Raw genomic sequence first — 13458 nt, 5'->3', positions numbered from 1 at the left:
GAAATTTCGAGTTTCAGGAGGTGTTGAGCTTGCTGGAAACGCTGCATTTTGAAGAAGGAGTTCCTATCCTGCGCCAGCTGCCGAAGCCGTTTACGTCGGCCGCCTTTTTGCTTCATCCCTTTGTCCGGATGCCTGATGGGTGGGAAGAGCAAAAGCGCAAACGGCCTTATGAACATATATATCCGAGTGATGAGGAGATCATCGCGATGGGCAGACCCGTTTCCTGGAAATCCGTCATGACCGTTTGCGGATTGCGCTCTGAAAAAGAGACAGCGCTTGCGCTTATGAGCGCTGTCATGGCACTTCGGGATGAATATGCACATCCTGAATCCGCCGAGCTGTTAAATCGGCTTCATCATCCCGATCTGTACTTGCCGAGCGATGATGTCACTTCGCCATTTTTGATACCGGGACTTTTGGATGTGTTCCGTTCAAAAGGCATAAAGCGCTGCACTTATTATGAGCCTGTCGAAGAGAAAGGCATATTTTCACTCAATCAAACGGCGGCTTCGGATGTATGCGGATTGCTGCGGGCTGACATGATCATTGCCGACGAAAAACGGCGCGCCGCTTTTATGAGCATATATGATTCTTTTACGACACTCTTTCTCATGGAAGATCAAGACATGCCGTCTGTCATCCGCGCCATGAGTTGGGAAGCCGTCATTTGCTCTGATACGGCCTGCATAAACTGGTATTCTCAATAAAAAAGGCCGCCGATTCTAGTTCGGCAGCCTTTTTTCAGTATTAAGATGTCATGACCAGATAAATAAGTCCGATGAACAGAAAAATTCCCGCTGCCGACAGCAGCACTTTCGCAAGCTTCTCCATTTTTCCCCGTCCCCTTAAATCCCGGCGGCCACCACGAATGACAGGCCGACTGAGATGACAAATGAAATAAAGCCGACAGCTCTGTTATCTTTTTCAATTTCTTTATCAATTTTAAACCGGGGCGTCAGAAATTCAAAGATAAAATAGCTGATTAAAAGCATAATAAATCCGTATACGCCCCAGCCGATCATTTGCAAAAGCGAATTATGCTGGGCGATGCTGTGCTGAAAGACATTCGCGATACCGAGAATTTTCCCTCCGGTCGCCATTGCCACCGCAAGATTGCCTTTTTGGATTTCCACCCAGTTTTTATAGGATGTCACCAATTCAAACACGGTCAGAAAAATGACGAGACACAAGACGGCTACACTGTAATAAGCCGCGATTTCAACAAGCTCATTTTCCCAAAAAGCATTCATGACGTTTACTCCCTTTTTATTTTAGTTCGACAATCGTTACGCCTGATCCTCCTTCTCCCGCTTCCCCGAACCGCGAGCTTTTCACGCTGCGGTGGTTTTTCAGAAGATCCTGCACCCCTTTTCGGAGGGCGCCCGTGCCTTTTCCGTGAATGATGGACACTCTCGGATAGCCGGCAAGCACCGCGTCATCTAAATATTTTTCGACGCGGCTGAGGGCGTTTTCGTAACGCTCTCCCCTGAGATCAAGTTCAAGGGATACGTGATAATCCTTCCCTTTTACGGCGGTGATTGCTTTTTCTTTTTTCGGTTCAGGAGCCGATTTGAGAAACTCAAGATCTTTTTCCTTCACCTTCATTTTGAGGATGCCGATTTGGACGTTCCATTCTTTCTCGCCGGTTTTCTCAAGCAGTGCCCCTTTTTGTCCGAATGTGAGCACCTTTACTTCGTCGCCCGGCTTCAGCTCGCGTTTTTTCTCTGTTTTTCTTTCCGGCTGCTTTGATTTTTCAAAAGCCGGCATCGCGTCTCCGAGACGTTTTTTGGCGTCAATCAGCTCGTGTTCCTTAAAGGATCTGTGTTCTTGCTTGATAGACCTGAGCTCGCGGATGATCTGTTCGGCTTCATTTGCGGCGGCTTCCAGTTTTTCCGCAGCTTTCTGCTCGGCTTCTTCCATCATTTTATCTTTTTGGGCGTTTAGCTCAATGATTTGCTGCTGAAGTTCTTTGTGCAGTTTTTCTGCTTCTTTTCTGATTGATTCGGTTTCAGAAAGCTCTTCATCCGCTCTTTTTTTGCTTTTTTCAAGCGATGCGATCATCAGATCGACTTCGTTATGTTCGGCGGTCATTTCTGACTTCGCCTGGCCGATGATATGCTCCGGAAGCCCAAGGCGTCTTGAGATTTCAAATGCGTTGCTTCGGCCCGGCACTCCGATCAGAAGCTTATAGGTAGGCGAAAGCGTTTCAATGTCAAATTCAACGCTGGCATTCATGACGCCTTGTCTGTTATATCCGTATGCTTTCAGTTCCGGATAATGGGTTGTCGCAAGCACTCTGGCGTTTGTCCGGTGAACTTCGTCAAGGATGCTCATGGCAAGCGCCGCTCCTTCCTGCGGATCTGTTCCGGCACCGAGTTCATCAAACAGCACAAGACTGTTTTCAGACACGTCTTTTAAAATATTGACGATATTGACCATGTGGGATGAGAACGTACTCAGACTTTGTTCGATCGACTGTTCATCGCCGATATCGGCAAACACATTGTCAAATACTGCTGCTTCCGATCCCTCATCAGCCGGTATGTGCAATCCTGCCTGCGCCATTATCGTCAGCAGCCCGAGTGTTTTTAACGTAACGGTTTTACCGCCCGTATTCGGTCCCGTGATAACGATCGTTGAGTAATCTCCGCCCAGTTCAATATCGTTGGCCACGACTTGATCTTGGGGCAGCAGCGGATGGCGCGCTTTTTTCAGCCGGATAAAACCGTCTCCGTTCATGAGTGGTTTTGTCGCCTTCATTGCTTTTGCGTATCTCGCTTTGGCGAAAATGAAATCCAGTGTCTGCAGCACTTCCACATCTTGAGCGATTTCTTGTGTGTGTTCAGCCGTATGCTCCGTCAGCATCCGGAGAATCCGTTCGATTTCCTGTTTTTCTTTTACTTTCGCCTGCTGAAGCGAGTTGTTCATATCTACGATCGCCTGCGGTTCAATAAACAGTGTCGCACCGGATGAAGATGTATCGTGGACAATTCCGCCGTAGCTTGATCTGTATTCCTGTTTGACCGGGATGACAAAGCGGTCATTCCGAATCGTAACGATGGTGTCAGACAGCATTTTAGAAGCGGAAGATGAACGCAGCATCGATTCAAGCCGGTCTCTGACTCTTGATTCAAGTGTCCTGAGCTGCGTGCGGATTCCCCTTAAAGCGGGGGATGCATGATCAAGCACTTCGCCGTGATCATCAATGCAGGAGTTAATCTCCCTTTCCAAATCGCCCAATGTAATCAGTTCTTCTGCATGGGCCTGTATCAGCGGAATGCTGACGCCGTCTTCTGTCATTTGGCTGATAAAGTGCTTCATTTGTTTAACGGCATACAGCAGCCCGGACAATTCGGTAAATTCCGCCGGCGTCAGCACACTGCCGATTTCCGCCCGCCGTAAAGCGGATCTTATGTCAGTCAGGCCGCCGAACGGAGCATGGCCTCTCAAGCGCATGACCGCGGATGCTTCTTCGACTTCATCCAGCTGTTTTTGGATGTCTGAGAGATCCGTCAAAGGTTTCAGCTGCAGAAGCTTCTCCCGGCCGAGCGATGAGGCGGCATGTGCGGTAATCTGTTCTTTTACTTTATGAAATTCAAGTGATGATAACACTTTTTGCTGCACGGTTTTGTGATCCTCCTTACTTAATCATTGCGCGTCAGAAATGCTTTGACCTCGTGTAGCGGCCGGGCGTTTAACACATGTTTTGTCTCCGTCCACCCTTTGCGCGCAGCGGTCACGCCCGTTTTCATATCATCGAGCATCTCGATATTATGGGCATCGGTATTAATGACCAAAGTCACGCCTTTTTCATTTGCTTTGATCAGATGCTCAGTCCGTAAATCAAGGCGCGCGGGGTTTGCATTCAGTTCAAGCGCCGTATTTGTTTTGGCGGCGAGTTCAATCAGCATGTCGATGTCGACTTCATAGCCGGCCCGTCTGCCGATCAGGCGTCCCGTCGGGTGGGCGATAATGTCCACGTGCTTATTCGTCAGCGCCTGTTCAAGCCGTTTCATAATGACATGCTCCGGCTGGCTGAAGCTTGAATGAATAGATGCGATGACAAGATCCATTTCCGACAGAACACTGTCATCATAATCAAGCGAACCGTCGGGGAGAATGTCCATTTCTACGCCTTTAAAAATATGAAAATTTTCAAATTCAGCATTTAACGCGTCAATTTCTTCCGCCTGTTTTTTGAGCCGTTCGGCCGTTAACCCGTTGGCTACCTTTAAATATTGGGAATGGTCGGTGATCGCCATGTACTGATAGCCTTTTGCCATACACGCTTCTGCCATTTCTCTGATGGAAAAAGCGCCGTCACTCCAGGCTGAGTGCATGTGGAGATCGCCTTTTATCGCTTTATGCTCCACAAGATCCGTTTCTTCCCGGTACGTGTCGACCTCCTGACCGCTTTCTCTGAGCTCAGGAGGAATAAACGGCAGACCGAAGTGGGCGTAAAACGCTTCTTCGCTCGGGAATGTTTTGACGTCTCCCGTTTCTATGGTTTCTACTCCGTATTCACTGATCCGTTCACCGCGCTCTTTCGCCAGCTGGCGCATTTTAATGTTGTGATCTTTAGAACCGGTAAAATGATGCAGTGTGGTGGCAAACTGTTCCTCTGTCACAAGCCGGAAATCCACACTCGTCTCATATTCAAAGGTCAGGATGACTGATACTTTTGTATCCCCGCTCGCTATCACGTCTTTTACGTTTGGGAGGGAAAGAAGCTGTTCTCTGACAGCCTCCGGATGATCTGTAGCGATAATGTAATCGAGATCTTTTACGGTTTCCCGCGCTCTTCTGAGACTGCCGGCCCGGGAATATTTCTGAATATCCGTCAGCCGGGCCAAATGTTCTTCAATTACTGAAGCAATGCTGAGCGCATAGCCGATCGGAAACCGTTCCGGCTGTTTTCCGGCTTCTCCGAGAGCCTGGAGGATTTTCTCCTCCGTTTTTTTGCCGAAACCGGCGAGCCCCTGTACTTTTTGCTGCTCGCATGCTTCTTTCAGCGATTCCGCGTCATGAACGCCCAGTTCCTGATACAGCTTGGCGATTTTTTTGCCGCCGAGGCCCGGAAGCTTCAAAAGAGGAACCAAGCCTTCCGGAACTTCTTTCTGCAATTGGAGAAGCGTGCCGGACACACCTTCCTGCATATATTCACGAATGACGCCGTAGGTGCCTTTTCCGATTCCGGATAAAGACATCATGTCGTCGATTTCCGACAGGCTGCGGTCATCCTGCTCAAGCGCCGCTGCCGCTTTTCGGAAGGCTGATATTTTAAACGGGTTGTCCCCTTTCAGTTCCATATAGACCGCAATCGTTTCAAGCAGCCTGATGATATCTTTTTTATGCATACTGTTAACCCCCAGTCGTTTCCTGCTTCTCATCATACAAATTTTTCTCCTCCGGCACAACTGACGCAGAGCTTGAAAAAAACTTCTCCGGTCAAGAGAAGTTTTTTATGCCCCGTACTGGGCCCACAGTTCTTGCAGGAGCCCTGACAGATACGGCGTATGATGTGTGATGATATTTGCAAGCGTCGATTGTGCGAGCATATCCTGAAGCGCGCTTACCGGCAGTACGGATGCGACGTATAACAGGATAAACGCAAATAAATAGACTTCCAGAAATCCGAGCACCCCGCCCAGCAGTTTGTTGATCTGTTTAATGACCGGAATGCCGGCGATGATATTAAGCGCCGCTCCGATAATCCGGAGCAGAATCTTTGCGATGATAAACAAAATGACAAACGCGATCGCGTTGTAATAAGCCGTCTCTACGTTTCCTTTAATAAAAGACAGAGCCGCCTGCCCGCCGGAAAAATCAGGCGCGGGTATAAAGCTCAGATGCGGGGCCAGATTTTTGTAAAAAAGCGCCGCAAACGCAATCGAGAGGATGAAACTCGTTAAATATATAAATTGGAGGATAAATCCTCTTTTTAATCCAAGCAATGTGCCCATTAAGAGCAAAACTAAGATGATGATATCTATCATATGGTGTTCATTCCTTTTCTTTAAGCTGCCGCTCCAGTATTTCATATTTTTCTTGCAGTTTCATATAATCATGCACGACATTGACCGCAGTCAATACAGCGAGCTTATTTATATCAAGATATGGATTTTTCTCGTTGATTTCTCTCATTTTATCATCAACCACTCCGGCCACATGGCGCATGTGCGCTTTGCTTTCTTCCCCGATAATGGTGAAGTGCTGGCCGTAAATGTTTACTGTCGTTTTGGTTTTTTTGCCGTCAGACAACGTTTCTCCTCCATTCCGCGAGAATCCTAGTTCCTATCATACCACGATTATCGTTTGAATGGAAAGACGAGCCTCGGGCTGTTATGATACACTGGTATATACAGTGAAAAGTGCCAAAAAAGGAGATTATATCGTGTCCCATTCTGTTATAAAAGTATCCGCTTCCGCTATGGAACAAATGAAACAATCCTATGCCGGCTCCCTTACTCCCGCCGTTCCGCAGGGCGCCGTCTTCCAGGCCAAGCCTCCGGGCTGTACCATTACAGCCTACCGCTCGGGCAAGGTTCTCTTTCAAGGAAAAAACGCCGGCACAGAAGCGGCCCGCTGGGGAACGGCTGAGGCGCCGAAAGCAAAGAAAACCGTCAAAAAAGCGGCCGACCCGCTTTACGCTCCCCCGGCGGGCATTGCCTCCATGTCAGTGATCGGCTCTGATGAAGTCGGAACAGGCGATTACTTCGGGCCGATAACGGTTGCCTGCGCCTACGCCGACAAATCAAAGCTTTCTTTAATGAAAGAACTCGGTGTGAAGGATTCGAAGGATTTAAAAGATCCGCAGATTATTGAAATCGCCAAACTGTTAATTAAAACCATTCCTTACAGCCTGCTTGTGTTAAAAAACGAAAAATACAATCAGATGCAGGAAAAAGGCATGAGCCAAGGAAAAATGAAGGCGCTCCTTCATAATCAGGCGATTTCCAATCTGCTGAGAAAAATGAACGGCGTTAAACCGGAAGCGATTCTGATTGACCAATTCGCAGAGCCCGGCATTTATTTTAAGCATCTTTCCGGACGGGATATCGTAAAAGAAAAAACGTTTTTCAGCACGAAAGCGGAAAGCATACATCTTTCCGTCGCCGCAGCCTCTATCATTGCGCGATATTCTTTCTTAATTGAAATGGATAAGCTTTCCCGTGAGGCTGGGATGACGATTCCGAAAGGCGCGGGGCCGCATGTCGATGAAGCTGCCGCCAAGCTGATCATCAATAAGGGAGAAGGTGCGCTCAGAACGTTCACCAAACTTCATTTTGCCAATACGCAAAAAGCGAAACGCCTTGTTGAACGGAAGCGGTCATAATAAAAAAGCTTGCAGAGTGATCTGCAAGCTTTTTCTTTATCCTCTTAATACGGCCTGATACGTTTCTTCCAGCGCTTTCAGCACGTTTTCATGAACTTTTGTCACTTCTTCTTCTGTCAATGTTTGTTCAGGGTTAACATATTGGAGCGAGAAGGCGACGGATTTTTTGCCTTCTTCCATATGCTCACCTTCGTACACATCAAACACGGTGACTTCTTTCAGCAGCGCGCCGCCGGCTTCTTTGATCACGGCTTCAAGCTGTCCGCTTGTAACGGTTTTATCTGCCACAAGCGCAATGTCGCGCGTGACGGACGGGTACTTCGGAATCGGCGTATACACGACAGGTTCTGTTTCCTCGGTCAGAAGCGCGTGCAGATCAAGCTCGAACACATACGTTTCTTTGATATCCAGCTCTTTTTCCATTGCCGGATGCACCTGGCCGATAAATCCGGCAAGCGAACCGTTCAACAGAATGTTTGCCGTCCGGCCGGGATGCATGTTTTTGCGTTCTGACTGGACAAATTCAACCCGGTCTGACACATTCAATTGATGCAGCAGGCCTTCAACGATTCCTTTGGCGACGAAGAAATCAACCGGCTTTTTCTCACCCTGCCATAAATTTTTGCGCCACAATCCGGTTACAGCTCCGGCAACCCGTTCTTTTTCAACCGGTTTTGTGTTTTCTTCTTTCGTCAGAAATACAGAACCCGTTTCATATAAAGCAACGGAATCAGTCTGTCTGGCCAGATTGTATGAAACGGCTTCAAGAAGATTCGGCACGAGGCTGTGTCTGAGAATGCTTCTTTCTTCGCTCATCGGCAGAGCAAGCATCGTGTTGAATGATTTTTCGATCGCAAAAGCGGCCGCTTTTTTATCATTCGTTAATGAATAAGTGGTCGCTTGTGAAAGACCCGCTCCTTCAAGGAAACGTCTCACTTTCCGGCGTTTTGCCTGATACGGTGTCAAGCCGCCTGTCGTGCCGGCCGTTTCCGGAAGCGTGGACGGAATATTGTCATACCCGTACAATCTCGCCGCTTCTTCAATCAGGTCTTCTTCTATTCTAATATCTCCGCGGCGCGACGGCACCGTTACGACGAGAACGTCTTCAGCTTCACCGACTGCAAACCCGAGGCGCTTGTAAATGCTGATGATTTCTTCTTTAGCGATTGTCATGCCGAGCACGGCGTTCACTTTTTCAACAGACACGTGAATATTGTTTGCTTCAATTTTCAGATGGTTTTCTTCAACCGTGCCTGAGAGCACTTCTCCGCCGGCATATGCCTGAATGAGACTGCAGGCCCGTTCAGCCGCCAGCAAAACGCGGGCCGGATCAATGCCTTTTTCATATCTGGCGCTCGCTTCGCTTCTCAATCCGAGGTCTCTCGACGCTTTGCGGACGGTCTGTCCGTCGAAATAAGCGGCCTCCAGTAAAATCGCAGTGGTGTCTTCACGGACTTCAGACTCAGCTCCGCCCATGACTCCCGCAACGGCTTGCGCTTTTTTTCCGTTTGTGATGACCAAATGGCTGCTTGACAGCTTTCGCTCTTGTTCATCCAGCGTTACGATGGTTTCGTTTTCTGCCGCTTTTCTGACGACGACCTCTTTTGAACCGAACCGGTCGTAATCGAAAGCGTGAAGCGGCTGTCCGTACTCAAGGAGGACGAAGTTTGTAATGTCCACGACGTTGTTATGCGGGCGGATGCCTGCATTCATCAGCTTCGTCTGCATCCAAAGCGGTGACGGGCCGATTTTGACGTTTTTAATGATTTTTGCGGCATAATGCGGATTGGCCTGCGTATCTTCAACCTTAACGGAAACAGCATCCGCCGCTTTTTCTGCCGCTTTTTCATATGAAGCCTCCGGAAGCTTTACCTCTGCGCCGAGGATAGCCGCAACTTCATAAGCCACGCCTAGCATGTTCATCGCGTCGGCGCGGTTCGGCGTTAAACCCAATTCTAAAATCGCATCATCAAGCTGAAGGGCCACCATTGCGTCAGCTCCCGTTTCAGCATCATTCGGAAAAACGAAAATGCCTTCCGCATATTCTTTCGCCACGAGCTTGCTTTCAATGCCGAGCTCCTGAAGGGAACAGATCATGCCGTGAGACGCTTCGCCGCGCAGCTTGGCTTTTTTAATTTTGAAATTGCCGGGAAGCACGGCTCCGACCGTTGCAACGGCAACCTTCTGTCCTTTATCAACATTCGGGGCGCCGCAGATAATCTGCACGGGTTCCTCCGCACCGATATCAACAAGGCATTTGTTGAGTTTGTCGGCATTCGGGTGCTGTTCGCGCTCAAGCACGTGTCCGATGACAACGCCTTTTACGCCCTCCCCTTTATACTCGATACCCTCAACTTCAATACCGGCTCTCGTAATTTTTTCTGCAAGCACGGCCGGGTCGATTCCCTGCAAGTCAACGTAATCTTCTAACCATTTATAAGAAACAAACATGTGTATCCTCCTCTTACGCCTGTTTAAACTGCGAAATGAATCTGACATCATTGGTATAAAAATGGCGGATATCTTCAATGCCGTATTTCAGCATCGCGATACGCTCCACACCCATTCCGAAAGCAAAACCCTGGTATTCCTCAGGATTGAATCCAGCCATCTTCAGCACGTTCGGGTGAACCATGCCGGCGCCGAGAATTTCGATCCAGCCTGTTTTTTTGCAGACGGAGCAGCCTTGTCCGCCGCACTTAAAGCAGGTCACATCCACCTCGACAGAAGGCTCTGTGAATGGGAAAAAGCTCGGACGGAGCCTGATTTCACGATCTTGGCCGAACATTTTTTTGGCGACCAATTCAAGCGTGCCTTTCAGGTCGCTCATGCTGATTTTGCGGTCGACGACGAGACCCTCAATCTGCATGAACTGATGGGAATGTGTCGCGTCATCGTTGTCGCGGCGATACACTTTACCGGGACAAATGATTTTGACGGGGCCTTTTCCTTTATGCTTTTCCATCGTGCGCGTCTGCACCGGTGACGTCTGCGTTCTCATCAGCATTTCTTCTGTAATGTAAAAGCTGTCCTGCATGTCGCGGGCCGGATGTTCCTTCGGCAGGTTCAGCGCCTCAAAGTTGTAATAATCCGTTTCCACTTCAGGGCCTTCTTCGACGGTATATCCCATGCCGATAAATAAATCTTCAATTTCTTCAATAACGACCGTCAGCGGATGGCGTCCGCCGATGTTTACCTGACTGCCCGGCAACGTGACGTCAATCGTCTGGCTGCTGAGTTTTTTATTCATTTCTTCTTGTTCAAGCTGTTCATTTTTCGCCGTAATGGCTGCTGCAATGCGCTCTCTCACTTCATTGGCGAGCGCTCCCATTTTCGGGCGCTCTTCGGCGGACAGTTTGCCCATGCCGCGGAGAACTTCTGTAATCGGCCCTTTTTTTCCGAGATATTGCACCCGAATGTCGTTAACTTCTTTTAATGAACCCGCCGCTTCTACTTTTTCTGCAGCTTCCAGTTCGAGCTGTTTAAGCTTCTCTTCCATCATGCATCCTCCTTTTATGTAAACCAAACCATTCTATGCCTTTTTCAGAAAACAAAAAAACCCGCCCCTTGAGAGAAGGGACGAGTTGTGGCCGCGGTACCACCCTTTTTAAGGCAGACTTCATCTGCCGACAGCTTCATTGACATAACGGAAACGATCGTTCCGGTTCACCTTTACGCGCGTTTGGCGCGGTCCCGGTGACAACTCGAGAGGTGAAAATCAATTTTTGTGCTGCGATAAAAATGCTCTCAGTCAGCGGCATTTTCTCCCTGGAAGGCAGTGTGTGCAAAAATTGACGTCCTCTGTCACGGTTTTTACATTATTGCTATCTATTATAGTGAAATCCAAGGCTTTTCGCAACCTATCCTCTGAGATGATAAACGAGGATGGCGGCCGCTACCGCCACATTCAGCGATTCCGCCTGTCCGTACAGCGGAACGTACAGGTTGAGATCGGTTTTTTGCAGAAGGCCGGCGTCCACTCCCGCCCCCTCGTTCCCGACGATTAACGCGAACGATTCTTCAGGCTTCACACTTTGATAAGCCGCACCGTTTTCAAGCGCCGTGCCGTAGATCGCGACGCCTTGTGATTTCAGCTCAGCGGTAAACTCATCAAGCGGACGTTTCAAAATGGGAATATGAAAATGAGAACCTTGTGCTGAACGCAGCGTTTTTCCATTGTACGGGTCTGCTGTTCCCTCACCAAGGACAACGGCGTCGATTCCCGCCGCATCTGCCGTTCTGATCATTGTTCCTAAATTCCCCGGGTCCTGCACGGCATCAATCAGAAGCAGCCGCTTCAGCTGATCAGGCTGCTTATCCGGCATATGGCAGACCGCGGCGATCCGCTGCGGCGTTTCTGTTTCCGTCACGGCTGAAAACGCGTCTTCGCTCAGCACGTAGCACGGAATGCTCATGTCCAGATCGGCCGGGATGGCGCTCTCATCGTTTACGAGAATTTCTTTTACCGTTCCCTTTGATTTGAGCGCTTCTTCTGCCAGATGCTCTCCTTCTATCAGAAATGTATTCGTTTTAAGTCTCTCTTTTTTTGTGTGAAGTTTTTTCCAGTCCTTCACTTTTTGGTTTTTTGCAGAGTCGATTCGTTTCACTTTATGTCTGTGCTCTCCTTTTTTCATGCATGTTGTTATTATATCTTAAGAACAGCACATAATAAACCGCGTGCGCGGTAAGAATATGCGTATCACATTCAGAAAAAGGAGCGGTTGTAATGGATCTTAATTTACGCAACGCCGTTATTGCCAATGTAACCGGCAATAACCAGGATCAGCTGGAGCATACGATCGTTGACGCCATCCAAAGCGGTGAAGAAAAAATGCTTCCGGGCCTCGGCGTCTTATTCGAAGTTCTTTGGCAGCATGCGTCAGACTCAGAAAAAAATGAAATGCTCAAAACACTTGAAGGCGGATTAAAACCTGCGCAATAAGCATGAACCGGGTGATGGGACACCCGGTTTTTTTTGTATAATAATGGCGAGGGGGATCGCCATGCAGTTACAGCCGGAACTGGCAAAGAAATTGATTGCCGAAGTCAAACATATGTACAGCCGCGAAGTGATTATTGCCGATACAAAAGGGATAATCATCGCGGGCACCAACGAGGCGCGCGCCGGATGGTTTCATGAAGGCGCACTGATCTGCGCGCGCGAAAAACGGAATGTCATCATTACGAAAGAAGATGAAAAACGGCTCGAGGGCGTAAAAGCAGGACTGAACCTCCCCGTTTTTTCAGGCCATGAAGTGATCGGAGTATTCGGCCTGACAGGAGACCCTGACGATATCCTGCCTTTCGGAGAATTGCTCAGAAAAATGACGGAGCTGTTTATTAAAGAAACGCGCCATATGGAAGAAGCGCAGTGGCGAGCGAGAATGCTTGAATCCTTTATGGTTGATTGGCTGCAGCTGAAAGAATGGTCTCCGGGCTTTTTAGAAAAAGCAAAGCTCATCGGCGCAGACCTTCACGCATACCGCCGGATCATACTCATTCAAGGCCGTTATGAGCAATATAAAGCGGAGGAGCTCGGGCGGCTCTGGCAGTACGAATGCCCTGAAGACCTGTTTGTCCGCTGGGGAAATGAACGCATTCTCATTAATCATGAAGCAAATTCGGGTTCCAAAACACAGCTCATTAAAAAGATCGGCGTCGTTTTTGGGCAGCCTGTCACCGCCGGCATCGGACGGATCGTTCCGGGAGAGCGCCTCACGGAATCATACGAACAGGCAGATAAAGCACTTTCAGCCGGAATCGGTGACAAGCAGGCCGTCTTTGAAGAAGATTTAAAACTGGATATGTGTCTTGCCGATATCACACCCCGCACGAGGTCGGAATTTTCACGGCGGGTTCTCGAGCATGTACTCGGCCGGGAAGAACTTCTGGATACGCTGCGCGCCTTTTTTGACCGGCAATTATCGTTAAAGCGCACCGCCGACGACATGCATATTCATATCAATACATTGCGCTACCGTCTTTCCAAACTGGAATCACTGACAAATATGAAGCTGGACCGCCCTGAAGACATAACGGCTTTTTATTTGGCGCTGCGTTTTTTAGATCAACATACAAAAAGCACGTAATCATATCATCATTTTTCATACGTTTCTCCATAG

Annotated in this window: 12 protein-coding genes; 4 read left to right on the top strand and 8 right to left on the bottom strand. The window is 48.7% G+C overall.

The features are described from left to right. Positions 1–29 precede the first annotated feature (29 nt). Positions 30–707 carry a DUF2711 family protein gene (locus BGM27_RS05780; RefSeq protein ID WP_007408117.1) on the top strand — a complete coding sequence of 226 codons (678 nt, stop codon included), beginning with the start codon at positions 30–32 and terminating at the stop codon, positions 705–707. Positions 708–845: 138 nt separating this feature from the next. On the opposite strand, the gene BGM27_RS05775 is transcribed toward BGM27_RS05780, so the two are convergent. The 5 genes from BGM27_RS05775 to zapA form a co-directional block, all read right to left on the bottom strand. Then, on the bottom strand, positions 846–1250 hold the full coding sequence (locus BGM27_RS05775) for a DUF350 domain-containing protein (protein WP_003152541.1): 405 nt from the start codon (positions 1248–1250) through the stop codon (positions 846–848). Between the two features lie 16 nt (positions 1251–1266). Then, positions 1267–3624, bottom strand: coding sequence for an endonuclease MutS2 (locus tag BGM27_RS05770; RefSeq protein WP_007408116.1), 2358 nt, complete (start codon positions 3622–3624; stop codon positions 1267–1269). A gap of 20 nt (positions 3625–3644) precedes the next feature. Next, positions 3645–5357 (bottom strand): DNA polymerase/3'-5' exonuclease PolX, encoded by a 1713-nt coding sequence (gene polX, locus BGM27_RS05765; protein WP_007408115.1) that lies wholly within the window; start codon positions 5355–5357, stop codon positions 3645–3647. Between the two features lie 105 nt (positions 5358–5462). Further along, positions 5463–5996, bottom strand: a complete 534-nt coding sequence (locus tag BGM27_RS05760) for a CvpA family protein (RefSeq protein WP_003152534.1) — start codon at positions 5994–5996, stop codon at positions 5463–5465. 7 nt (positions 5997–6003) lie between these two features. Continuing rightward, positions 6004–6261: a cell division protein ZapA gene (gene zapA, locus BGM27_RS05755; RefSeq protein ID WP_007408114.1), complete on the bottom strand. Its 258-nt coding sequence runs from the start codon at positions 6259–6261 to the stop codon at positions 6004–6006. A gap of 133 nt (positions 6262–6394) precedes the next feature. Here zapA and rnhC point away from each other — a divergent pair, with 133 nt between their 5' ends. Then, positions 6395–7336 (top strand): ribonuclease HIII, encoded by a 942-nt coding sequence (gene rnhC / locus BGM27_RS05750; RefSeq protein ID WP_007408113.1) that lies wholly within the window; start codon positions 6395–6397, stop codon positions 7334–7336. 36 nt (positions 7337–7372) lie between these two features. Here the strand turns inward: rnhC and pheT are convergent, their stop codons facing one another. From pheT to BGM27_RS05735, 3 genes are all read right to left on the bottom strand, one after another. Beyond that, the gene (gene pheT / locus BGM27_RS05745; RefSeq protein ID WP_007408112.1) at positions 7373–9787 is read right to left on the bottom strand and encodes a phenylalanine--tRNA ligase subunit beta; all 2415 of its coding nucleotides are present in this window, start codon (positions 9785–9787) and stop codon (positions 7373–7375) included. Between the two features lie 13 nt (positions 9788–9800). After that, positions 9801–10835 (bottom strand): phenylalanine--tRNA ligase subunit alpha, encoded by a 1035-nt coding sequence (gene pheS / locus BGM27_RS05740; RefSeq protein ID WP_003152530.1) that lies wholly within the window; start codon positions 10833–10835, stop codon positions 9801–9803. A 361-nt stretch (positions 10836–11196) separates the two neighbouring features. Beyond that, the gene (locus BGM27_RS05735) at positions 11197–11943 is read right to left on the bottom strand and encodes a TrmH family RNA methyltransferase (RefSeq protein WP_007408111.1); all 747 of its coding nucleotides are present in this window, start codon (positions 11941–11943) and stop codon (positions 11197–11199) included. A 119-nt stretch (positions 11944–12062) separates the two neighbouring features. Here BGM27_RS05735 and sspI point away from each other — a divergent pair, with 119 nt between their 5' ends. Both sspI and BGM27_RS05725 read left to right on the top strand, forming a co-directional pair. Further along, a complete protein-coding gene (gene sspI, locus BGM27_RS05730; protein ID WP_003152527.1) occupies positions 12063–12278 on the top strand; it encodes a small acid-soluble spore protein SspI in 216 nt (71 codons plus the stop codon). Between the two features lie 61 nt (positions 12279–12339). Then, positions 12340–13425, top strand: a complete 1086-nt coding sequence (locus tag BGM27_RS05725; RefSeq protein WP_007408110.1) for a CdaR family transcriptional regulator — start codon at positions 12340–12342, stop codon at positions 13423–13425. The last annotated feature ends 33 nt before the right edge of the window (positions 13426–13458 follow it).

This window comes from Bacillus sp. FJAT-27001 (genome assembly GCF_019039175.1).
GTDB classification, from domain to species: Bacteria; Bacillota; Bacilli; order Bacillales; family Bacillaceae; genus Bacillus; species Bacillus velezensis.
Note: the sequence above shows the minus strand (reverse complement) of the source record. Positions and strands in the feature narration are given on the sequence as shown.

Coding starts and splice junctions, on each gene's coding strand:
- BGM27_RS05725 (WP_007408110.1), top strand. CDS start 12,340: ATGCAGTTACAGCCGGAACTGGCAAAGAAATTGATTGCCGAAGTCAAA.
- pheS (WP_003152530.1), bottom strand. CDS start 10,835: ATGGAAGAGAAGCTTAAACAGCTCGAACTGGAAGCTGCAGAAAAAGTA.
- pheT (WP_007408112.1), bottom strand. CDS start 9,787: ATGTTTGTTTCTTATAAATGGTTAGAAGATTACGTTGACTTGCAGGGA.
- polX (WP_007408115.1), bottom strand. CDS start 5,357: ATGCATAAAAAAGATATCATCAGGCTGCTTGAAACGATTGCGGTCTAT.
- BGM27_RS05775 (WP_003152541.1), bottom strand. CDS start 1,250: ATGAATGCTTTTTGGGAAAATGAGCTTGTTGAAATCGCGGCTTATTAC.
- sspI (WP_003152527.1), top strand. CDS start 12,063: ATGGATCTTAATTTACGCAACGCCGTTATTGCCAATGTAACCGGCAAT.
- BGM27_RS05760 (WP_003152534.1), bottom strand. CDS start 5,996: ATGATAGATATCATCATCTTAGTTTTGCTCTTAATGGGCACATTGCTT.